Below are 22528 nucleotides of genomic sequence, written 5' to 3'. Positions count from 1 at the left end.
ATTTTGACTAGGTAGAAAATCCACGATCCCTCACCTCAAACACCTCTTTGATGGGTTTATAACATTGTATTAGCAAAACCTAATAACTATGCACAATTGTCAGAAAAAAACAAGCGCCCAACACATATGGGATCTGAATCCCCTGTGTTGGGCACTTTGTGAATTGCTTAAAATTGATGATTGAATTTAGTTTGAGTCAGTATTCTCATCAGTTGAATCAGAATTTTCTTCTCCTGATTCTGTATCAGAAACGTTTCCAGATGTGTTCATTGTATCTGAATCTTTTGCTTCACTTTTTGAATTTTCAGCATTGATAATTGCAGATACATCTTGACCTTGATATTTCTCAGGATTAATTGCTACGCCATCTTTACGTAATTCAAAATGAACGTGTACGCCATTTTCTTTACCGATTAATGATGTTCCAGCAACACCTAGAGCTTGTCCTTGCGTTACTTTTGATCCTTCTTCAACACTGATTGACTTCAAGCTTTGGTAGTAAGAAACTAAACCATTTCCATTATCTACTTCCACAACATAACCAAGTTCAGCATCCTTTTGAGCTTTTGTAACTGTACCACTTAATGCAGCTGTTACTCCAAACTCCTTACCATTTTTATCTGCTAAATCCATACCTGTGTTGATTGCGTAAGTTGAACCATCCACTAGAATTAAAGATTGCTGTTGTTGATCCTTTGAAGCTGAATCATCATAGAAATGACTCTTCACTTGAACTGTCGTATCCTTTGCAACAGGATATGTTAGTTTTTCTTCAGTTTTTGTTACCGGTACTGCATCTGGCTCATTTGTGTCAATTGCTGTTCCAGTTTGTTTTGTTGGAGTAGGAGCATTACTATACTGATACCATAAAGCACCTGTTAAAATAACTGCTGCACTCACTAAATAAATTGCTGGTACTACCCAACGCTTTCTTAACATTTTCACAACTTTTTGAGAAGTCTTTTTGTTTTGTTCCTCTCTCATCCTTATCACCTCTGCAATCATTGTCAACAGATTCCAGAAATTATATACGCAATTTAGAAAATTTTAATTCGACAAAATTCTTATTTTTCTAAATACTACCATCTAATCCACAATTTATCCGTTAAATATTAACAATTGTAGCCGAGTTATACACAGATTCATACTAGTTATACACAACTTTTGTGGATAACTATATTTATGTAAATATGAAAATGGAAGAATATTTCTCTTGCATTTTATTTTCATTCAAAATATAATCACACTACAAGCTTGTTAGACATTTTAAAATGGCTAGATCGATAAATTTAACTATTATTAATTTTTGTTTAAAATAAATTTCTGCAATGATGAAGAAGAGTAGACTATATGAATGTTTCAGAGAGCTGACGGTTGGTGCGAGTCAGTACGGACATATTTTTGAATGGGCTTCTGAGCAGCCAAACCGAACCACAATCTGTGCAGTAGGCTTTGGCGGACGTCTCACCGATAAAAGAGACAGGTATTCAAACATATGTTTCGATACTGCTTTTTGTTTGTCACAAGTAGTTGTAGATCCATTTGTTTTGATACTGCAAAGTGAGTCTAATACGGTATTAGACTAATTAAGGTGGCACCACGGGAGTCCTCGTCCTTTTTATAAGGCGGGGACTCTTTTTGTGTCCAAAAAAGGAGAGATAAAGATGTTCATCAATAAAAAAAGCTTTATTACATTCACTATATTACTTTCTCTAACATTAACAGCATGTAGCAATCAAGGAACTCAAGTTCAAAATACATCTAAAGATCAGACACTACGATTAATGGATACTTCCGATATTGTTAGTCTAGATAGTTCACTTGCTTTAGATGGACCTTCTTTAAATGCATTAAATAGTGTCATGGAAGGTCTTTATATGCCTAATGATAAAGGGGAATATGTACCAGCAGCCGCTAAATCTCATACAGTCAGTAAAGATGGTAAGGTTTATACATTCACATTAAGAGATACTAAATACTCAAATGGCGATAAAGTAACTGCTCAAGATTTTGTATTTGCAATGAAAAGAGCAATTGATCCAAAAACGAAAGCGCAATTTGCTTACGATTTATATGATATTGAAAATGCCCAAGAAATTAATCAAGGAAAGCTTCCTGTTAATAAACTTGGTGTGACTGCCTTAGATGATCAAACGCTTGAAATAAAATTAGAGCGTGCAATTCCTTATTTTATCCAATTAACAAGCTTACCTATGTATTTCCCTTTAAACGAGAAATTCGTTAAAGAACAAGGCGATCGATACGGGCTAGAGGCAAGTACAACTTTATATAATGGACCTTATGTTGTTAGTAATTGGGATCATGGTTCAGGATTTTCAATGAAAAAGAATGATCAATACTACGATAAAAAGAATGTGAAAGTAAATGAGATTGACGTTAAAGTAATGAAGGAAACAACAACTGCAGTAAATTTATATGAAACTGGGGAACTGGACCAAGCAATTATTGACTCAAGTGTGATTGACCGTTTTAAAGACAATCAAGAATTACAAAAGTTAGCAATGCCAATTATTTCTTATATTAGCTTTAATCAACAAAATCCATTATTAGCAAACAGTAAAGCTCGTAAAGCAATTTCGAATGCATTCAATAAAGAAGATATTAGTACAGTGTTATTAAACGACGGCTCAATCCCAACTGATCGAATTATCCCAAAAGGGCTTGTAAAGGATTCAAAAGGAAAGGATTTTGTCAGTTCTACGAAACACTCATCATCTGTTGAACTATCGAAAGCACAGTCACTTTTTAAAGAAGCATTATCAGAAAGTGGAAAATCTACTGTCTCACTTTCTTTATTAGTTAACGATAGTAATACGTCTCGTAAATTAGGTGAGTACATTAAATCCCAACTAGAATCAAATTTACAAGGCCTATCAGTTGATATTATTGTACAACCGGCTCAACAGAAATTTGAATTACGACAACAAAGTGATTATGACTTATCTTTAGATACATGGGGTGCAGATTATCCAGATCCTACAACTTATTTAGAACTATTTACATCTAAATCAGCTTTAAACGTACTAAATTACAGTAATAAACAATATGATGACTTATTACTCCAGGCGAATACAGTTAGCATTCAGAATGAAACTGAACGCGCTGAGTTACTTCATAAAGCTGAAGACATCCTGTTACAAGATGCAGTTATCGCACCAATCTATCAAGCTGGATATGTATACCTTCAAAAGGAATCAGTCACAGGGATTAAAGTAAGACCTTTTGTTGGTTATTTCTATTACAAATATGCAAATAAGCAGTAATGAAGTAGAAGATGAATCAATAAAAAAACAGACCAATTAAGGTCTGTTTTTTTGTTCACTTATTTCTTTGCAGCTGTACTCAGTACTTCAAAGTCTTTTTTATTTAACGATGTAATATCTATATCTTTATAATAGTACTTTACAATTTCATCGTATAGCTTCCCTTGTTTCGCCATTTCATTTGCACCGTATTGGCTCATTCCAACCCCGTGACCATAACCCTTTGTTGTGATGATAATTTGATCATCTTTTCTTTCCCATGAAAAGTCAGTTGATCGTAGCTCTAATTTTTCTCGAATTTCTTTTCCTGTTAGAATTGTCTTACCAAAAGCTACTTGTTCTACTCTATTACTTTTCGTTCTGGAAATAACTTTTCCAACACTTGATTTAGAGGTTAGCGTAATTCCAAGTTTTAATTCGAATTCTTTTACAGAGAATGCTTTTTTCGCTATATAATTTGGTGCAACAGAATCCCAAGGACTAGCAACACTTTTTAAGTATGGTAGACTATTTTTCCAGTATTCTTCTGAATTCTCCGTATAACCATTACTTGAGGAGAAGAATGATGCTGTAATAGGTTGTCCATCGTATGTTATAATTTGACCCTCTGTGGCTTTTACTGCATCTTCAAGCTTCTTTATTTTCGAATCATATTCTGCTCCAAATTTCTTTTTTAAATCATCACGATCTTGGAATACTTGGTATTGGACTGTATCATTTACAATTCCACCTTCATCTAATTCGGTACCCTCTTCTAAACGTTTTACAATAAATGTCCTTGCACTCAAGCTCTGAGCCTTTAATGCTTCTGGCTCAAATATAGCAGGCATTTCTGACGCTACGACACCTAAAACATATTCTTCAATTGGAAGTTTTTCAACTTTTTTCGTTTTCGTTCGATAAACAGATATTTCTACTAGTTCATTTTTATTTTTACTTGCTGCTTCCACTTGATTCGCATTGTACTGTAATTGATCTGTTAATTTACCATCCGTCTGGCTATGAAACGGAAGAACTAGCAATGTTGGTAAAATAATTACGACTGAGCATGTTGTTAATCCTGCAGTAATTAATGTTTTAAATGATTTCATTCTTTTCCTCCTATCCATTTCCAAAAAGCATTCCCTGGCAATTTACATCTAATTGCCGTTCTAGAGCTAATTTATGAACATGGACAAGCATTTAGAACAATTTTCGCAAGTTGTTAGTATGTAAAGATTTTTCTTTTTCATTATTTTTAGAATATTTTATAGGATTTTTGCCTATAACTGTATAGTAGAAAGTTGATTAAAGTTTACATGCAAATAACTACATTCTTTTCGCCATTATTCCTATTCGCATGTAAAATAAAAATGCCCGACTCCATGTGGGGAAACACATAGTGCCAGGCATTTCATCATTGTTTTTAAGTTTACGCTTGTAAGTCTTTCAGTGTTTCTTCTTCAATTGCTGTGCTTGGTTCGTTTACACGTTCAATGTCCGCTCCAAGTGCAGCAAGCTTTTCATGGAAGTTTACATATCCACGATCTAAGTGTTTTAATTCTGTTACACGTGTATATCCGTCAACTACAAGTCCAGCAAGGATTAATGATGCAGCAGCACGTAAATCTGTTGCAGCTACTTCTGCTCCTTGAAGATTGTTTGGTCCATGGATAATTGTAGAACGACCTTCAATTTTAATATTTGCATTCATGCGTCTAAATTCTTCAACGTGCATGAAACGATTTTCGAATACTGTTTCAGTAATCATGCCTGTTCCGTTAGCTTTTAATAGAAGTGCCATCATTTGAGATTGCATATCTGTTGGGAAGCCTGGATGAGGCATTGTTTTAATGTCTACAGGTTTTAAATTATCCGTTCCAATCACTCGAAGACCTTCTTCTTCCTCGATAATTGTAACGCCCATTTCACGCATTTTCGCTACAACTGAGCTTAAATGCTCTGGAACTGCATTTTCAATTAATACATTACCATTCGTAATAGCAGCAGCTACCATAAATGTCCCTGCTTCTACACGGTCTGGAATTATGTGATGAGTTGTACCAAATAATGTTGGTACACCTTCTATACGAATTGTACCTGTACCGGCACCACGAACTTTTCCACCCATTGAATTGATAAAGTTTGCAAGATCAACGATTTCTGGTTCTTTTGCAGCATTTTCAATTACTGTTGTACCTTCAGCTAGAGAAGCAGCAGACATAATATTTTCAGTCGCACCAACACTTGGGAAATCTAAATAGATTTTAGCTCCTTTTAAACGGCCATTAGATTTTGCTTCAACAAAACCATTTCCAACCGTAATTTGAGCACCCATTGCTTCAAATCCTTTTAAATGTTGTTCAATTGGTCTAGAACCGATTGCACATCCACCAGGTAATGCAACACGAGCATGACCGTTCCTCGCTAATAGTGGTCCCATTACAAGAATAGATGCTCGCATTTTACGAACATATTCAAATGGTGCTTCAACATGTAAATCTTTTGAAGCATCAACAGTTACTGTATTGTTTGTGAACTCAACTTCTGTATTTAAATTACGAAGAACTTCGTTAATTGTGTAAACATCAGATAGAGTTGGTACGTCATGAATTATATTTTTTCCTTCACTAGCTAGTAGCGCTGCAGCAAGAACTGGTAAGACAGCATTTTTTGCACCTTCTACACGTACAGTGCCTTGAAGCTGTTTCCCGCCACGGACAATGATTTTATCCAAGCTTTTCCCCTCCGTGTCCTAAAATAGATCTATCAATATTCTACTGTTATAATCGGTGTTCCAATAATAATTGTTTTTGATTCATCAACATTGTTTTCACGAATTGCAATTTGTAAATTAATTTTTTTGCCATTTGCAACTAGAGCGTCATTCCACTGTTCAGTATATGCTGAGACAGAGACGAATGCCCCTTCTTTTATTTCTTCAATTTTTGTTGCTTTGAATGTATCCAAAAAATCATTTTTTATACCCTGCAAAACACCTTCAAGTTTACCACCCATTGTCCCTTTAATACAAGTAAAAAAAGTAGGTTCTTCATTAAAAATATTTTCCAGTGATTGTTCAATTAGATTTTTTGTTTCTTTTTCAGTTCGTTGGTCCCATTTAGTCCCAGTTAATTCATAAATAACATAACTACTATTGTCACTAGTAGATGTAACAACAAGTCGTTCTGTGACAAAAGTATGATTGGAAACACCAATTATTTTATTTTTTTCATTATCTATAGACCATTTGAAATTTTTAAAATTATTTTTATACTTTTTCATTACTTCAGTTGCCGAAGTATTTATTTTAGCTTCTCTTGCATATAAATTCCAACTTGTAATGGAAATGTCTTTTTTATTTAATACATCTGCAAAACGATTTAATTGGCCAACTCCCGATTCTGCCATACCGGTTTTATTTATATTAAAGAACATTACTGATGCTACACTAATCGTAATTAAAAATAAATAGAATATTTTTTTCATAAAAAATCCCCTCTCCTACTTTCATTTTTAACAGGTAGAGAGGGGTTTATACGATGTATCGTAACACATCTTCTGACAAATTATTTCAACAAAAATGTGAGGTCTTTTGCATACTGTAAATAATTTAAGAAAAAACTACTTACAGATGACGAAATTGTGATTGTTAATAGGACCATAAATAGTCGAATTTGTGGAACATGACCTTTTTTCATAATACTTTCCCACTTAATTGCTGTTAATGCCCACCAAGTTAAAATAATGAAGACTAAATTGACAATAATTGCTAATAAAGCCTCTGTGCCAAGTAATGTTTTCATCATTTTCCCTCCTTTTTCGCTAAACTAAAAAGAAAAAGTGTAGGAGTAACCCTACACTTTCATTCATATTACATTCATTTTAAGCTTGGAAGAAATCTTTTACAATTTCTAACTGATGGAATACATCATACGCTAAAGATGGTTTGATTCCAAGTGCAACAGTCATGATCACACAAATGATTACAACAAGGATATGTGTTTTTGGCAGAACAACTGGACGTTCTTCGCCGCTTCTGAAGAATACATTTTGTAAAATCCCAAAATAGTAAAAATAAGAGATCACTGTCGTTAATAGTAAAATTCCACCAAGTACATAAAATCCTTTTACTGGAACAAAAGCCCCCATAAAGATATTTAATTTTCCGATGAAACCTGAAGTTAATGGTATCCCCGCTAATGATAATACAAAAATTGTCATTGCAATTGCTATAGAAGGATTTGTTTTAACAAGTCCTGCAAATGCTGTAAGCGAGTCAGAACCTCTTTGCTGTTGTACATTATAAACGATCGTTAAAATACCCATTGTCATGAATGTATAAGCTAATAAGTAGAACCAAATACTTTCAAACATAAATGGAGAAATACTTAAAAATGCAACAAGTACATAACCACCATGTGCGATACCTGAGTATGCTAACATACGTTTTAAATTATTTTGTTTTAAAGCAATTGTATTCCCTACAATCATTGAAAGTGCTGCTAATACACCAACAACCGGCTGCATTACTTCAAATACTGATTTTTGCTCTTCCATCAGTAATGCGCCTGTGAAAATCGATAGGAATATACGTAAAACTATGATAAAGCCACCAGTTTTTGAAACTGTTGCTAAAAATGCTGTTACAGGAGTTGGTGCCCCTTCATAAACATCTGGTGCCCACATATGGAACGGTACAGATGCTAATTTGAATGACAAGCCAACAAATACTAAAACGAATGCAATGATTAATAAAAACTCATTACTACTAGCAACCCCCTGAGAAAGCGCTAGATTCATCTCTGTGATGTTTGTCGTACCAGTTAAGCCATAAGTATAGCTTAAGCCGAATAATGTAATAGCAGTTGAAATACCACCGTTTATTACGTATTTAAGTGCAGCCTCAGAAGAACCTGCTCGTCTTTTTTGAATTCCTACTAAAATATAAGAAGAAATTGAAAGAAGCTCTAAACCAACAAATAACGTAATTAAATCACTACTTGAAGCCATATACATTGTTCCAATTAATGCAGTAATAAATAATGTGTAGTATTCTGACTGCTCAGAGATCGTATCATCTCCTAAAGCAAGTAACAATACTAAAATTGCACCAATTAACAATATTGATTTAAAAACAAGTGAAAATGAATCAAGCTTGAAAGTGCCAAATAATAAATTGACTGGTTCATGATTATATAGAGTGATAAGCCATACAAATGCTGCTACAACACTGAATAATCCTACCCAACCGATTACTTTACGACTTACGTTTTTAGGCAATACCAGTTCAAGAACTAATAGAAGAAGTGCGGCAGCTATTAGAATGATCTCTGGACCCATTGATTCCCATTGAAATTCAGATAATGCTTTCCATGTCATCTTCTATACACCTCGAATCCCTTGAATGATAAAGTCCACTGATGATAAAATCATGTCATTTACAAGAGCAGGATATACACCAAGCCCTATAATCGCAATGACTAAAATTACCGACGCGATTGCTTCGCTTTTTGATAAATCAGTAAATGATGAAACAAATTCACTATTTTTTCCAAAGCTTAGTGCAAGAATTGCTCTTAAAATATACGCCGCTGTTAAAATGATACCTAAAGTACCTACAGCTGCAATAATTTTATGACTTTGGAATAAACCTACAAACGATAGCCATTCTCCAACAAAGCCTGATAAACCAGGTAATCCTAGTGAAGCCATACCACCAAATAATAATAATCCTGCCAATCTTGGAGTAGATTTTGCTAAACCGGTAATTTTATCAAAACTGGTTGTATCTCCACGATTTTCTAACATACCAACAAGTAAGAATAGAAGTGCAGCTATTAAACCGTGAGAAACAGATTGAAAAATTGCCCCTTGGATCCCAGCACTATTCATTGCTGCAAGTCCGATGATGACAATCCCCATATGTGAAAAACTTGAATAAGCTAATACTGAACGTAAATCTTTTTGAGTTAATGCAATATAAGCTCCATAAAGTAAATTTACTACCCCAATAATCGCTAGAGCTACTGACATTTTATCAAATTGTTCTGGGAAAATTCCTAATGCAAAACGAATTAAACCATATGTTCCAATTTTTAATAGAATACCCGCGTGAATAATAACAACAGCAGGATTTGCCTGTGTATGCACATTCACCATCCAACGATGGAACGGGAATAATGGTAATTTGATTGCAAAAGCAATTAATAAACAAACTAGCAGTCCCATTTTTAGTTTGTCTGAAATTGGGCTAATTGTATTGTAACCAACTGGAATGATATTCGCTAAATCAGCATAATTTGTAGTCCCAGTTCGAGCGAATAATACAGCAATGACAAATAATAAAAATGCTGATCCTAATCCGTTATAGATTAAGAATTGGTAACCAGCTCGCTCGCTATCAAAACGTCCCCATCTTCCGATTAAGAAGAACATTGGAACAAGTGTTAATTCGAAAAATAAGAAGAATAATACTAAATTTTGAGAAGCAAATACGCCATACATACCAACTTGTAGGATAAATAACAATTGATAAAAGCTTCTTGAACCTTTATTAATCGAATAACCTGCAATAACAGAAATTAGTGAGATGACACCTGTAAGTAAAATCATTACTAAAGATAATCCATCTACACCAAGTTCAAATTTCACTTCAAATAATCTAGTTGACTCTGCAAAGAATTTTCCAAACGAAAACCATTCGTATGAAATATTCCAATCTTGTAAATTAGAATGATTTTGACCAGCAATGTATGTGATTGCTGTTAATACAAATGTTAAAACCGCTGTTGCCAGCGCCCAAAGCTTGTAAGAAGTCTTTGGCGCAAACGTTACAAGTAGTAAACCTAATAGAGGTGAGAAAACAACCCATAATAAAAATTGAGAACTCATCATAAGTTGTACCCCCCTGTCACAACTAATGTTAATAAAATAAGAGCAAGACCTAACAATGTAATAAAGCCATATGTTTGGACTTGGCCACTTTGAAGTCGAGAACCGATACTACCAACTGTACTCACAATTCCTTTTACGACAATCGCAATTCCCTCAATGACAAATCGTTCAATCGCATACATCACATGACCAATTGCAAACATACCTTTTACAATCGTTACGTTGTATAGTTCATCAACATAGTATTTGTTAAGAAGAATTTCATAGAATAACCCGTTTTCTTCTTGAACTGATTTCTTCGCTTTACTGCCATACATAGAATAAGCAAGTGTTATACCTGCAAGTGATACTAACGTTGCAACGATCATAATCCAAACTGGTTCATGACTATGCTCAGTTATTGTAAATGGTACATCCTCAACTAAAAACTCATTTAAATATCGGCCAAAGAATGGTGTATTGATATAACCTGCAAATATTGCAAGTACGCCTAATAGTGACATTGGTATAACCATTGACATTGGCGATTCATGAGCACCTTTCGTTTTTTCTTCTCCAGTGAAAACTAGGAAAAATAAACGGAACATATAAAATGATGTGAAAAATGCTGCTGTTAGTGCAATGATGAATAAAACATAATTTCCATTTGACCAAGTTGCAGCTAAAATTTCATCTTTACTAAAGAAGCCTGATAGTAAAGGAACACCTGTAATTGCTAATGTACCGATTAAGAATAAAGTAGACGTCCACTTCATCTTCTGGCGAAGTCCACCCATTTTGAAAATATCTTGTGTGTGAACAGCATGGATTACACTACCTGCTGCTAAGAACAATAATGCTTTAAAGAATGCATGAGTTGTTAAGTGGAAAATACTTGCTGTATAACCACCTACTCCAAGCGCAAGCATCATGTACCCTAATTGACTCACAGTAGAATAAGCTAATACTCGTTTTATATCTCTTTGAACTAAACCAATACTTGCTGCAAATATAGCTGTAAATCCACCAACAACTGCCACAACAGTTAATGCTGTTTCACTTGCAATAAAGATTGGATAAGAAGTCGCAACCAAGTAAACCCCTGCAGCTACCATCGTTGCTGCGTGAATTAAAGCTGATACTGGCGTTGGACCTTCCATTGCATCCGGTAACCAAGTATGAAGTGGAAATTGACCAGATTTCCCCATCGCCCCAATAAAAATTAAAATGGCAATAAGTGTCAACATTCCTGTACTTACTTGTCCGTCTTGGATTACTTTAAAGATTTGATCAAAATCAAAGCTCTTTGTTTTCCAAAATAAAAGGACCATCCCAATGAATAAACCAACGTCCCCTATTCTTGTCATAATGAACGCTTTTTTTGCTGCTGCCTTCGCTTCTTCTTTATAAAAGTAGAAACCTACTAGTAAGAATGAACCTAATCCTACTAATTCCCAGAAAATATAAAGTTGTAGAATACTAGGTGATATTACAAGTGCTAACATCGCAAATGTAAATAACCCAAGGTAAGCAAAGAATACTGTTATACGATCATCGTCTTCCATATATGCTGTGGAATAGATATGTACTAACGTACTGACAAATGTTACGATGACTAACATTAATGCGTTGAGTGCATTGACAACATATCCCACATGTACTTCTATATTACCAATTGTTAACCAAGTATATAATTCTTGTACTGTTTCCCCTTGTAGACGGTCAAATAAGACGAACAAGGAGATGATGAATGAGATTCCTGTTAAAGCTGCCCCTAATAACCCACTACTTTTCTTACCTTTTGTACCTGCTAATATAAGGATTAGAAAAGAAATTAGCGGAAGTACCGGAACTAGCCAAGCATACTGCATCATCAAATTCCACCTCCTAGTTATCTTTTCAATGAATCAGCTTCATCAATATTGACAGTTTGACGATGACGATACCAAGCAATCAGTATTGCAACGCCAACAGCCGCTTCAGCAGCCGCTACTGAGATTGTAAATAAAGAGAAAATTTGTCCAGTTAATGATGGTGTAACACCTAATTTACTAAATGCAACTAAATTAATGTTTGCTGCATTTAACATTAGCTCGATACAAATTAACACGATTACTGTATTACGTTTCGTTAATGCACCGTACAATCCGATACAAAATAAAATTAGAGCTAAAAGAAGATAAGCATTTATTGGAACTGAATTCATTCCTTCGTACCCTCCTCTTTTGAATCATCAGATTTTGCTAATATAATCGCTCCTACTAAAGCGATTAATAATAAAACAGACATTACTTCAAATGGCACTACATAATTCGAAAACAATTGTAATCCAATATTTTTCGTATTATTTGTTGCTAAATCAACGTCTTGACTATCAATTGAAAGTCCGTTTATTCCTAGAAATATAACTACCCCAAATGCAACAACGCCAATTAATGAAGCAATATTACGCCAATTTCTTTTAGGTTTTTCACTTTCAACATCATGTTTTGTTAACATGATTCCGAAAATCATAAGAATTGTAATTGCACCTGAGTAGATCAAGATTTGTACAACGGCTACAAACTCCGCTGATAGGAGAACATAAATCCCTGCAATACTAATGAATGTCAAAACAAGTGAAAGCATCATATGCATAACCTTCGTTGAGTTTAACATCATTACGCCACCTAAAATTGCTGCCAAAGAAAGAAGAAAGAAAGCAACTACAAAACCACTCATGCTTTATTCTCCTTTCGAATGTTTTGGTCATTTTCATCAAGCCATTGTAAGTCTTTAAATAACTCATCACGTGAATATTCAGCTAGTTCAAAGTTGTTTGTCATAATGATTGCTTCAGTAGGACAAACCTCTGTACATAAATCACATAAGATACAAATCTCAAAATTGATATCATATGTGTCGATAATTTTACCTTTTTTCGTAGGATCCGGATGTTTTTTACCAGTTAATGTAATACAGTCTGTTGGACAGATTGCTGAACATTGGTTACAAACGATACATTTCTCTGGATAAAACTTTTGAATACCACGAAAACGATCTGGTAACGGAATCGATTGATTTGGATAATCATATGTTACTTTCTCGCGCGTTAAGTTTTGAAGCGTATATTTTAGTCCTTTTACTAACCCAATCATGACTCACACCCCTTTAGATTGGTCTTCTAGTTTAGTAGAATAAGCTTTTCACTAAAGCTGTAATAACGATATTTGCTAATGAAACTGGTAATAATACTTTCCAACCGAACTCCATTAATTGGTCAGCTCTTAAACGTGGGAACGTTACACGGAACCAAATTAATAAGTATAGTACTGCACTAAATTTTAATGAGAACCAAACTGCACCTGGAATAAAGTCTAAGAAGACAATTGGTTTCCAGCCACCTAAAAATAGAACTGTTATTAATGAACACATTGCAAAGAAGTAAACATATTCAGATAACATAAAGAATGCCCATCGGAAACCTGAAAACTCTGTATGGTAACCTGCAACTAACTCAGATTCTGCTTCAGGTAAGTCAAATGGTGTACGATTTAATTCTGCAACTGCAGCAATTAAGAAAACGATAAACGCAATTGGTTGTGTAACAATAAACCATACATTATCTTGTGCATTGACGATATCATTTAAATTTAAGCTTCCTGTTAATAAAATAACGCCTAGAACACTCATTACAAGTGGAATTTCATAAGAAATCATTTGTGCTGCTGCACGCATACCACCAATAAGTGAATATTTATTATTTGATGCCCAACCAGCCGTAACAACACCTACTGTTGTTAGTCCGGATACTGCAATGTAATAAAGTAAGCCGACGCCAATATCTGCAAATTGTAAGTTCTCTGTAAATGGTAAAGTTGCTAAAACCATAAATGCAGGAGCAAATGCAATAATTGGTGCAAGTAAGAATAAAGGCTTATCTGCTGCTTTCGGAATTGTATCTTCTTTCAGTAAAAGTTTTAAAACGTCAGCTACTGTTTGAAGCAATCCGTATTTTCCACCAACTTGGTTTGGACCAATACGACCTTGCATAAAACCCATAACTTTACGTTCTGATAGAATTCCAAAGGTTACGAACCCTAAAACAACAAATAGAAAAATAACGCCTAAACCTAAATAAACGAGAAAATTGATCCAATTCGGTGTACTCTGTAGTAGATTTTCAATCATTAACCGTCTACCTCCCCAAGTACAATATCAATACCACCTAAAATAGTAATTAAGTTTGCTATATTTTCTCCCTCTAATAGTTTCGGAAGAATTTGTAAGTTATAGAAAGATGGTCGTCTAAACTTCAAACGATATGGTTCTTTTTTGCCATCACTAGCAATATAACAACCAATTTCTCCACGAGGAGATTCAATTCTTACATAGCCTTCACCTTTAGGAGCTTTAATGATTTTAGGAACCTTCGCTAAAATGTCTCCTTCTTCAGGGAACTGTGCAACGGCTTGTTCTAAAATTTTCAGTGATTCTTCAATTTCTAGCATTCTACACATATAGCGGTCCCATGCATCCCCGACTGTTCCAACTGGTACATCAAAGTCAAAACGATCGTAAATAGAATACGGTGCATCTTTACGCAGATCATATTTAATACCAGTACAACGAAGGTTTGCGCCACTTAATGAGTAATTAATAGCTTCTTCTTGTGTATAAGCACCCACGCCTTTTACACGATTAATAAAGATTTCATTTCCAGAAACAAGATCATGATATCCCTTTAACTGTTCTCTCATATATGGAATAAATTCTTCAACCTTTTCAATCCATCCTTCTGGAGCATCCCATTTCACTCCACCAACTCGCATGTAGTTAAATGTTAATCTAGCTCCACAAAGCTCATTTAATAGATTGATGATCATTTCGCGTTCGCGGAATGCATATAGAAATGGACTAACTGCACCTATATCTAGAAGGTTTGTACCCCACCAAACTAAGTGACTCGCAATTCTTCCTAATTCCATAGAAATAACGCGTAGGTATTCTGCACGATCAGGAACCTTAATGTCCATCATTGTTTCAACTGCATGGCAAATGACATAGTTATTTGTCATAGCAGAAAGATAATCCATTCGGTCTGTATATGGAATGATTTGTGTATATTGAAGATTTTCAGCGATTTTTTCAGTGCCTCGGTGTAGATAACCGATGACTGGAGTTGCTTCTTTAATGATCTCTCCATCAATCTTTAACACAAGTCGAAATACACCGTGTGTACTAGGATGCTGAGGTCCAACATTTAATAGCATTTCTTCCGTACGTATCATGGCTTATCTTACACCCCCTCATCAAATTGTACGTAATCTTTTCTTAACGGATATCCAACCCAAGTTTCAGGTAGTAAAATTCGTTCTAATTTTGGATGACCTACGAACTTAATTCCTAGTAAGTCATATGTTTCACGTTCAGGCCAGTTTGCACCTTCCCAAATCGTTGCAATACTATCAACTACTGGTTGTTCACGATCTGCTTTTACCTTTAAAGCAATACCGTGCTTACGCTTATACGAGTAGATGTAAGAATAAACTTCCATGTATTCCACAAAATCCGTACCATGTAAACCTGATAAATATGTGAACTCAAGTTGATCATTATATTTTAAGAATTGAGCTACTTTATAATAAGCATCTCTTTTAATTGTAAATGTAAGATCATGCTTAGAAAGGGTATTGATTGTTGCTTCCTCAATAACCTCAGTTCCAAATTCTTTTTCAATTAAAGCTTTGACTTCATCAAGTAAAGGCTGATTGTGTGAAGGTTTTACTTCTTCAGCTGGCGCATTTGCATCAACATCTGTTTTACCTTTTGCTTTCGCTGCAGCTGCTGCTTTTGCTTTTGCAATGGCAATCGCCTTTGCTTTCGCTTTTGCCGCTTCATCATCGGATCCTTCTACAGGAGCAGCTTCACCACCATCAGTCGCTTTTTGTTTTGCTAGTGCTGCTGCTTTCGCCTTAGCTGCTGCTACTGCTTTTGCTTTCGCTGCTGCGATTGCTTTCGCCTTATCATCATCTGTTCCTTCTGATGGTGATTCTTCTCCACCACTTGCCTTTTGTTTTGCCAATGCTGCTGCCTTTGCTTTTGCAGCTGCTACTGCTTTTGCTTTCGCTGCCGCTAAGGCTTTTGCTTTATCTTCATCTGAACCTTCTGGTGTAGAATCTGTATTTTCCGTTTCGGTCGAAGTTTCATTTGATCCCGAAGCTTCTAAAGCTTTTTGTTTTGCTAGTGCTGCCGCCTTTGCCTTTGCAGCTGCTACTGCTTTTGCCTTTGCTAATGCTAGGGCTTTGTCTTTATCTTCTTCTGTAGATTCACTTGTAAGCGCTTCACTTTTTTCTTCAGCGTTCGCTTCAGCTGCCTCTTTTGCTTTTTGTTTCGCTATTTCAGCCGCTTTCGCCTTTGCTTCTGCTACTGCATTCGCTTTTGCCTCAGCAAGTGTTTTCGCTTTATCTTCATCTGATACTTCTGAAGTTTCATTTGTTGGATTCGATCCATCAACAGCTTCTTTTTCAGCCTTTAATTGTTCCATTTTACGACGAGCTGCTTCTTTTGCTTTTTCAACTGCTTCTTTCTTTAATTGTTCTTTTGACTTTTCCTCACTCATTTATTCGTCACCTGCTTCCCAGTCTTAGCTTCGTAACGAATCTTCTCTTTTAATTTATTAATACCATAAATTAGAGCAGCAGGATTTGGAGGACAACCTGGTATATATACATCTACAGGAATAATTTGATCGACACCTTTTACAACCGCATAAGAGTTAACATATGGTCCACCAGCTGTTGCACATGAACCCATTGCAATAACCCATTTTGGCTCTGGCATTTGATCGTAAAGTCTTTTCACAATAGGTGCCATTTTCTTTGTAACAGTACCTGAAACAATCATTACATCCGATTGACGAGGAGATGTTCGAAAAAACGAACCAAAACGGTCCAAGTCATAATGAGATGAGCCTACACCCATCATTTCAATCGCACAACAAGCTAACCCGAATGTTAATGGCCATAACGAGTTACTTCTTGCCCAAGCTTTCACTTCTTCTAGTGTTGTGAAAAAAATATTCTTTTGGAGTTCTTCCATCTCAGCAACAGAAATTCCATCTAGCTTCATAACCATTTCAACACCTTCTTCTTCCAAGCATAAATAAGTCCAAGTAGTAGCATAAGAATAAAGATGATCATTTCTACAAAAGCAAAGAATCCTAATTGATCAAATGCAACTGCCCACGGATATAAGAAAACAGTTTCAACATCAAAAATTACGAATAATAGTGCGAAAATATAATAACCAGCATGAAAACGTACTTTTGCATCATGAAATGGTTCAATACCACTTTCATATGTCGTTTTCTTCGCTTCAGTTGGTGCATGTGGCCTTAATATTTTTCCGATAATTGAAAGTGCAACAACAGGAAGTGCAATTCCTATAATTAAAAACACAGCAACAATCACATAGTTATTTAAATAAGCATTCACGAAACTTGTCCCTCCCTTTACTACAGAGCTCTACATTATATGTTTATTATAAATATAATGTATTTTTCATTAATTTTTATAATTCAGTTTTGTAATCGTATCCATTATAACAAATGTGACAAAAACGTGTCGATAATAATTAAGAATTATTCTAAATTTGAATAGTATTTTTAAAAAATAAAAATCGCGGCCTTTTAATCTTTTAAATTGTATGTACTCATTAGTAAATCTTACTATTTAAATAAATTAGGATGTTTGTCAAATTTTTATATCAATATAAAAGTTATCCACAAATCCACATAAAGTTATCCACATTCCCCACAACCCATTCAATAAAAGCAATTGTCGAAAAAAATCTGCGTACATTCATATGATGATGAGAAAAAATGAGGAAATTGTTTATGATGAGAGATTAAGTAAGCCGATACTATTATAACTTACTACAAATCAATAAAAAAAGGGCCCAATAAGGGCCCTCTTTTTTATAAATATTACTTATATTGTGCTACATTCAAACGGTTCATTGCTTTGTGTAAAGCAAGTTCCGCACGTTTGATATCTGTGTCAGGACGTTTTTCTTGTAAACGTTGTTCTGCACGTTTTTTTGCTTCTACTGCACGCTCAACATTAATTTCAGTTGATGCTTCAGCAGATTGAGCCAATATTGTAACGGCTTCAGGTCGAATTTCAATGAATCCGCCACTAACTGCAACAAAATCAGTTCCAGTTGGTGTTTTAATTTTAACAGGTGCTGTTGCTAACGGTGCCACAGTTGAAATGTGTCCAGGTAAAATACCAAGCTCACCGCTAGTTGCTTTCGTGCTAACGAATTCTGTTTCGCCTTCATAAGCCGGTCCATTAGGAGTGACGATACTGACTTTCATTGTCTTCATAGTTAACTCCTCCTGTCTAGCTTTGTGAGCAAATCAAGTTCTTATGATCAATTGATGATAGAACGAGATTTCAATTAGACAAATATTATACTAGTGTTTTTGCTTTTTCTACTACTTCTTCAATGCGTCCAACTAAACGGAATGCATCTTCAGGAAGCGTATCATATTTACCTTCTAAGATCTCTTTGAATCCACTTACAGTTTCTTTAACTGGTACGTAAGAACCTTTTTGTCCAGTGAATTGCTCCGCAACGTGGAAGTTTTGAGATAAGAAGAATTGAATACGACGAGCACGAGCTACGACTAATTTATCTTCTTCTGATAACTCATCCATACCTAAGATTGCGATGATATCTTGAAGTTCTCTATAACGTTGTAATGTTGATTGAACTTGACGAGCTACTTCATAGTGCTCAGCTCCAACGATTTCTGGGTTTAACGCACGAGATGTAGATGCTAATGGATCTACCGCTGGGTAAATACCCATCTCAGATAAACGACGCTCTAAGTTTGTTGTTGCATCTAAGTGAGCGAACGCTGTAGCTGGTGCTGGATCCGTATAGTCATCGGCTGGTACGTAAATCGCTTGAATCGAAGTTACAGAACCTTTGTTTGTTGAAGTAATACGCTCTTGTAATTGACCCATTTCAGTAGCAAGAGTTGGTTGGTAACCTACCGCAGAAGGCATACGTCCTAATAGGGCAGAAACCTCTGAACCTGCTTGAGTGAAACGGAAGATGTTATCGATAAAGAATAACACGTCTTGTCCTTGCTCATCACGGAAATATTCAGCCATTGTTAAACCAGTTAATGCAACACGTTGACGTGCTCCAGGTGGCTCATTCATTTGTCCGAATACCATCGCCGTTTTCTTGATAACGCCTGAGTCTTTCATTTCGTGGTATAAGTCGTTACCTTCACGAGTACGCTCACCTACACCAGCGAATACTGAAATACCGCCGTGCTCTTGTGCGATGTTGTTGATTAATTCTTGAATTAATACAGTTTTACCTACACCTGCACCACCGAATAGACCGATTTTACCACCTTTGATATAAGGAGCTAATAAGTCTACTACTTTGATACCAGTTTCAAGGATTTCTACTTTTGTAGTTAATTCTTCAAATTTAGGTGCTTGACGGTGAATTGGGTCACGACGAACGTCTTCTCCTAATTCTTCATCTAAGTCAATGTTGTCACCTAATACATTGAATACGCGTCCTAATGTAGCGTCACCAACTGGAACCGAAATAGGTTTAGCTGTGTTAACTGCTTCCATTCCACGTACTAATCCATCAGTTGAAGCCATTGCAACTGTACGAACAGTATCGTCACCTAAGTGAAGAGCAACTTCTAATGTTAAATCAATGTTAACTTCATTTGCGCTGCCCGCTTCTTGACGAACACGTAACGCATGATAAATTTGTGGTAATTGGCCGTTTTCGAACTTAACGTCTACTACTGGTCCTAATACCTGAGTAATAATACCATTGCTCATCGCTTTTCCTCCTAGCATTGTTTCCTTAAAAGCCGAACGATTTATATGTCATTGAAGGCAGAATTAACCTAATGCAGCTGCACCGCCGACAATCTCAGTAATTTCTTGTGTAATTGCAGCTTGACGTGCACGGTTATAGTGAAGAGTAAGCTTACTAATAACTTCTTTCGCATTATCAGTCGCACTTTTCATAGCCGTCATACGAGAAGCATGTTCACTTGCTTTACTATCTAATAATGCACCGTAGATTAAGCTTTCTGCGTATTGTGGCAGTAAAACTTCTAAGATTTCATCATCAGAAGGTTCAAATTCGTAATTAGTTGTAGCTTTACCTGTGTCAATATCTGTTAAAGGTAAAAGCTTTTTCTCAGTAACTTCTTGAGAAATCTTACTTACGAAATGGTTGTAAGATAAGTATAGCTCATCAAAAATGCCATCAGAGTACATTTGAACAGTACGATTAGCAAATTTTTGAATGTCATCGAATGAAGGTTGATCAGGAATACCTAAAACCTCTTCAACGATTGGGTAACCTAAACGATTAAAGTAATCACGTCCAACACGACCTAATACAATAACAGCAAACTCATCATTAGAACGATGACGCTCTTTAATTGTATTTGTTACAGCACGTAATACATTACTATTGAATGCACCAGCTAAACCACGGTCTGAAGTGATAACAATATAACCAGTCTTTTTAACAGGACGAGTTACAAGCATCGGATGTCTACTGTTTACACCTTTTGCAATGCTTCCAACTACTTCTTGCATTTTTTCCATATAAGGAACAAATTGCTTAGCATTTTGGTCAGCACGGTTTAATTTCGCAGCAGAAACCATCTCCATCGCTTTTGTGATTTGGCTTGTCTTTTTTGTTGAATTAATTTTCGTTTTTATATCGCGTAATGATGCCACAGGTTTTCACCACCTTTTGGTAAACAGTTAAAGGAAGGACGAGCCAAAGCTCGTTCCTTCAATATCAGTTATTTAAATTGCTTTCTTATTTAGAAGCAACAAAGTTCTTTTTAAAGCTTTCGATCGCAGCGTTAAGGTCAGCTTCGTTTGGTAATTTACCAGTTGTACGAATAGCATCTAAAAGACCTTTAGCATTTGAATCCATCCAAGATAACATTTCTTCTTCAAAACGAGTGATGTCTTCAACTGGTACGCTGTCTAAGTGACCACGTGTTAGAGCGTAAAGACTAACTACTTGTTTTTCTACTTTTAAAGGTTTGTGTAAACCTTGTTTTAAGATTTCAACTGTACGAGCACCACGGTTAAGTTTAGCTTGCGTAGCTTTATCTAAGTCAGATCCGAACGCAGCAAATGCTTCAAGCTCACGGAATGACGCTAAGTCAAGACGAAGCGTACCTGCTACTGATTTCATCGCTTTTGTTTGCGCTGAACCACCAACACGTGATACAGAAAGACCTGCGTTAATCGCTGGACGTACGCCAGAGAAGAATAAGTCAGACTGTAAGAAGATTTGTCCGTCAGTAATCGAGATTACGTTTGTTGGAATATAAGCTGAGATATCACCAGCTTGTGTTTCGATGAATGGTAATGCAGTTAATGAACCGCCACCTAACTCATCATTTAACTTAGCTGCACGCTCTAATAAGCGAGAGTGTAAGTAGAATACATCCCCTGGGTAAGCTTCACGGCCTGGAGGACGTTTTAATAGTAATGAAAGCTCACGGTAAGCTACCGCTTGTTTAGATAAATCATCGTATACTACTAATACGTGTTTACCATTGTACATAAACTCTTCACCCATAGTTACACCAGCGAAAGGCGCTAAGTATAACATTGGAGCTGGAGATGAAGCAGGTGCAGTTACAACGATTGTGTAATCTAAAGCGCCATGCTTACGTAAAGTTTCAACAAGTCCACGAACTGTTGATTCTTTTTGTCCAATCGCAACATAGATACAGATCATGTCTTGGTCAGCTTGGTTAAGAATTGTATCGATAGCTACTGCTGTTTTACCAGTTTGACGGTCACCGATGATTAACTCACGTTGTCCACGTCCGATTGGTACAAGAGCGTCGATCGCTTTGATACCTGTTTGTAATGGCTCATGTACTGATTTACGTGCCATTACGCCTGGTGCTGCGTTTTCGATTGGACGAGTTTTAGTCGTTTCAATTGGGCCTAATCCATCAACTGGTTGACCTAATGAGTTTACTACACGTCCTACTAATGCTTCACCAACTGGAACTTGCATGATGCGTCCAGTACGACGAACTTCGTCGCCTTCTTTAATTCCTGTGTAAGGACCTAAGATGATAATACCTACGTTGTTTTCCTCTAAGTTTTGTGCTAGTCCCATAACGCCGTTAGAGAACTCAACTAGCTCTCCAGACATACATTGGTCAAGACCATGAGCACGAGCGATACCGTCACCAACTTGGATAACTGTACCAACATCACTAACTTCTATTTCAGTTTGGTAATTTTCGATTTGCTTTTTAATCAGCGCACTGATTTCTTCAGCTTTGATGCTCATGCATTTCACCC

At 35.9% G+C, this 22528-nt stretch carries 21 protein-coding genes and 1 other annotated feature; of the genes, 1 reads left to right on the top strand and 20 read right to left on the bottom strand.

The window, feature by feature from the left end; genetic code table 11:
• Positions 1-186: 186 nt before the first annotated feature.
• The gene (locus ACX6U0_RS13530) at positions 187-984 is read right to left on the bottom strand and encodes a peptidoglycan DD-metalloendopeptidase family protein (protein ID WP_464960431.1); all 798 of its coding nucleotides are present in this window, start codon (positions 982-984) and stop codon (positions 187-189) included.
• A 335-nt stretch (positions 985-1319) separates the two neighbouring features.
• Positions 1320-1620: a binding site (T-box leader), on the top strand.
• A 44-nt stretch (positions 1621-1664) separates the two neighbouring features.
• Between ACX6U0_RS13530 and ACX6U0_RS13525 the strand changes: the two genes are divergently transcribed.
• On the top strand, positions 1665-3284 hold the full coding sequence (locus ACX6U0_RS13525; protein ID WP_464960430.1) for a peptide ABC transporter substrate-binding protein: 1620 nt from the start codon (positions 1665-1667) through the stop codon (positions 3282-3284).
• Between the two features lie 59 nt (positions 3285-3343).
• Here ACX6U0_RS13525 and spoIID read toward each other — a convergent pair whose 3' ends face one another.
• The 19 genes from spoIID to atpA form a co-directional block, all read right to left on the bottom strand.
• On the bottom strand, positions 3344-4375 hold the full coding sequence (spoIID, locus tag ACX6U0_RS13520) for a stage II sporulation protein D (protein ID WP_464960429.1): 1032 nt from the start codon (positions 4373-4375) through the stop codon (positions 3344-3346).
• A gap of 320 nt (positions 4376-4695) precedes the next feature.
• The gene (gene murA, locus ACX6U0_RS13515) at positions 4696-6000 is read right to left on the bottom strand and encodes a UDP-N-acetylglucosamine 1-carboxyvinyltransferase (RefSeq protein WP_464960428.1); all 1305 of its coding nucleotides are present in this window, start codon (positions 5998-6000) and stop codon (positions 4696-4698) included.
• A gap of 32 nt (positions 6001-6032) precedes the next feature.
• Entirely contained in the window at positions 6033-6752 is a 720-nt protein-coding gene (locus tag ACX6U0_RS13510) for a YwmB family TATA-box binding protein (RefSeq protein ID WP_464960427.1), read from the bottom strand.
• 80 nt (positions 6753-6832) lie between these two features.
• Positions 6833-7069 carry a DUF1146 family protein gene (locus ACX6U0_RS13505; RefSeq protein ID WP_464960426.1) on the bottom strand — a complete coding sequence of 79 codons (237 nt, stop codon included), beginning with the start codon at positions 7067-7069 and terminating at the stop codon, positions 6833-6835.
• Positions 7070-7148: 79 nt separating this feature from the next.
• Positions 7149-8645 (bottom strand): NADH-quinone oxidoreductase subunit NuoN, encoded by a 1497-nt coding sequence (gene nuoN, locus ACX6U0_RS13500; protein WP_464960425.1) that lies wholly within the window; start codon positions 8643-8645, stop codon positions 7149-7151.
• A gap of 3 nt (positions 8646-8648) precedes the next feature.
• The gene (locus ACX6U0_RS13495; RefSeq protein ID WP_464960526.1) at positions 8649-10157 is read right to left on the bottom strand and encodes a complex I subunit 4 family protein; all 1509 of its coding nucleotides are present in this window, start codon (positions 10155-10157) and stop codon (positions 8649-8651) included.
• Positions 10157-12013 carry an NADH-quinone oxidoreductase subunit L gene (gene nuoL, locus ACX6U0_RS13490; RefSeq protein ID WP_464960424.1) on the bottom strand — a complete coding sequence of 619 codons (1857 nt, stop codon included), beginning with the start codon at positions 12011-12013 and terminating at the stop codon, positions 10157-10159. Before nuoL ends, ACX6U0_RS13495 begins: the two co-directional genes overlap by 1 nt.
• A gap of 17 nt (positions 12014-12030) precedes the next feature.
• Positions 12031-12345: an NADH-quinone oxidoreductase subunit NuoK gene (nuoK, locus tag ACX6U0_RS13485; protein WP_088041657.1), complete on the bottom strand. Its 315-nt coding sequence runs from the start codon at positions 12343-12345 to the stop codon at positions 12031-12033.
• A complete protein-coding gene (locus ACX6U0_RS13480) occupies positions 12342-12860 on the bottom strand; it encodes an NADH-quinone oxidoreductase subunit J (protein WP_088001362.1) in 519 nt (172 codons plus the stop codon). Before ACX6U0_RS13480 ends, nuoK begins: the two co-directional genes overlap by 4 nt.
• Positions 12857-13276 (bottom strand): NADH-quinone oxidoreductase subunit NuoI, encoded by a 420-nt coding sequence (gene nuoI, locus ACX6U0_RS13475; RefSeq protein ID WP_088001364.1) that lies wholly within the window; start codon positions 13274-13276, stop codon positions 12857-12859. Before nuoI ends, ACX6U0_RS13480 begins: the two co-directional genes overlap by 4 nt.
• A 31-nt stretch (positions 13277-13307) precedes the next feature.
• Positions 13308-14309: an NADH-quinone oxidoreductase subunit NuoH gene (nuoH, locus tag ACX6U0_RS13470; RefSeq protein ID WP_464960423.1), complete on the bottom strand. Its 1002-nt coding sequence runs from the start codon at positions 14307-14309 to the stop codon at positions 13308-13310.
• Positions 14309-15409 (bottom strand): NADH-quinone oxidoreductase subunit D, encoded by a 1101-nt coding sequence (locus tag ACX6U0_RS13465; protein WP_464960422.1) that lies wholly within the window; start codon positions 15407-15409, stop codon positions 14309-14311. The genes nuoH and ACX6U0_RS13465 overlap by 1 nt, the downstream gene beginning before the upstream one ends.
• 8 nt (positions 15410-15417) lie before the next feature.
• A complete protein-coding gene (locus ACX6U0_RS13460) occupies positions 15418-16740 on the bottom strand; it encodes an NADH-quinone oxidoreductase subunit C (RefSeq protein ID WP_464960421.1) in 1323 nt (440 codons plus the stop codon).
• The gene (locus tag ACX6U0_RS13455; RefSeq protein WP_464960420.1) at positions 16737-17255 is read right to left on the bottom strand and encodes a NuoB/complex I 20 kDa subunit family protein; all 519 of its coding nucleotides are present in this window, start codon (positions 17253-17255) and stop codon (positions 16737-16739) included. Before ACX6U0_RS13455 ends, ACX6U0_RS13460 begins: the two co-directional genes overlap by 4 nt.
• Positions 17246-17614, bottom strand: a complete 369-nt coding sequence (locus tag ACX6U0_RS13450) for an NADH-quinone oxidoreductase subunit A (RefSeq protein ID WP_088001374.1) — start codon at positions 17612-17614, stop codon at positions 17246-17248. The genes ACX6U0_RS13455 and ACX6U0_RS13450 overlap by 10 nt, the downstream gene beginning before the upstream one ends.
• Before the next feature lie 491 nt (positions 17615-18105).
• Entirely contained in the window at positions 18106-18507 is a 402-nt protein-coding gene (locus ACX6U0_RS13445) for a F0F1 ATP synthase subunit epsilon (RefSeq protein WP_088001376.1), read from the bottom strand.
• A gap of 85 nt (positions 18508-18592) precedes the next feature.
• The gene (gene atpD, locus ACX6U0_RS13440; protein ID WP_088001378.1) at positions 18593-20005 is read right to left on the bottom strand and encodes a F0F1 ATP synthase subunit beta; all 1413 of its coding nucleotides are present in this window, start codon (positions 20003-20005) and stop codon (positions 18593-18595) included.
• Between the two features lie 63 nt (positions 20006-20068).
• Entirely contained in the window at positions 20069-20923 is an 855-nt protein-coding gene (gene atpG / locus ACX6U0_RS13435) for an ATP synthase F1 subunit gamma (protein WP_088001381.1), read from the bottom strand.
• 85 nt (positions 20924-21008) lie between these two features.
• Positions 21009-22517: a F0F1 ATP synthase subunit alpha gene (gene atpA, locus ACX6U0_RS13430; RefSeq protein WP_088001383.1), complete on the bottom strand. Its 1509-nt coding sequence runs from the start codon at positions 22515-22517 to the stop codon at positions 21009-21011.
• Positions 22518-22528: the final 11 nt, after the last annotated feature.

The organism is Gottfriedia sp. ABJ_BB2_2 (assembly GCF_055484705.1).
Note: the sequence above shows the minus strand (reverse complement) of the source record. Positions and strands in the feature narration are given on the sequence as shown.

Coding starts and splice junctions, on each gene's coding strand:
- ACX6U0_RS13455 (WP_464960420.1), bottom strand. CDS start 17,255: ATGGTTATGAAGCTAGATGGAATTTCTGTTGCTGAGATGGAAGAACTC.
- nuoN (WP_464960425.1), bottom strand. CDS start 8,645: ATGACATGGAAAGCATTATCTGAATTTCAATGGGAATCAATGGGTCCA.
- nuoI (WP_088001364.1), bottom strand. CDS start 13,276: ATGATTGGGTTAGTAAAAGGACTAAAATATACGCTTCAAAACTTAACG.
- nuoH (WP_464960423.1), bottom strand. CDS start 14,309: ATGATTGAAAATCTACTACAGAGTACACCGAATTGGATCAATTTTCTC.
- nuoL (WP_464960424.1), bottom strand. CDS start 12,013: ATGATGCAGTATGCTTGGCTAGTTCCGGTACTTCCGCTAATTTCTTTT.
- ACX6U0_RS13495 (WP_464960526.1), bottom strand. CDS start 10,157: ATGAGTTCTCAATTTTTATTATGGGTTGTTTTCTCACCTCTATTAGGT.
- ACX6U0_RS13445 (WP_088001376.1), bottom strand. CDS start 18,507: ATGAAGACAATGAAAGTCAGTATCGTCACTCCTAATGGACCGGCTTAT.
- ACX6U0_RS13480 (WP_088001362.1), bottom strand. CDS start 12,860: ATGAGTGGTTTTGTAGTTGCTTTCTTTCTTCTTTCTTTGGCAGCAATT.
- atpA (WP_088001383.1), bottom strand. CDS start 22,517: ATGAGCATCAAAGCTGAAGAAATCAGTGCGCTGATTAAAAAGCAAATC.
- ACX6U0_RS13460 (WP_464960421.1), bottom strand. CDS start 16,740: ATGAGTGAGGAAAAGTCAAAAGAACAATTAAAGAAAGAAGCAGTTGAA.
- atpD (WP_088001378.1), bottom strand. CDS start 20,005: ATGAGCAATGGTATTATTACTCAGGTATTAGGACCAGTAGTAGACGTT.
- ACX6U0_RS13525 (WP_464960430.1), top strand. CDS start 1,665: ATGTTCATCAATAAAAAAAGCTTTATTACATTCACTATATTACTTTCT.
- ACX6U0_RS13530 (WP_464960431.1), bottom strand. CDS start 984: ATGAGAGAGGAACAAAACAAAAAGACTTCTCAAAAAGTTGTGAAAATG.
- ACX6U0_RS13510 (WP_464960427.1), bottom strand. CDS start 6,752: ATGAAAAAAATATTCTATTTATTTTTAATTACGATTAGTGTAGCATCA.
- nuoK (WP_088041657.1), bottom strand. CDS start 12,345: ATGAATTCAGTTCCAATAAATGCTTATCTTCTTTTAGCTCTAATTTTA.
- ACX6U0_RS13505 (WP_464960426.1), bottom strand. CDS start 7,069: ATGAAAACATTACTTGGCACAGAGGCTTTATTAGCAATTATTGTCAAT.
- ACX6U0_RS13465 (WP_464960422.1), bottom strand. CDS start 15,409: ATGATACGTACGGAAGAAATGCTATTAAATGTTGGACCTCAGCATCCT.
- spoIID (WP_464960429.1), bottom strand. CDS start 4,375: ATGAAATCATTTAAAACATTAATTACTGCAGGATTAACAACATGCTCA.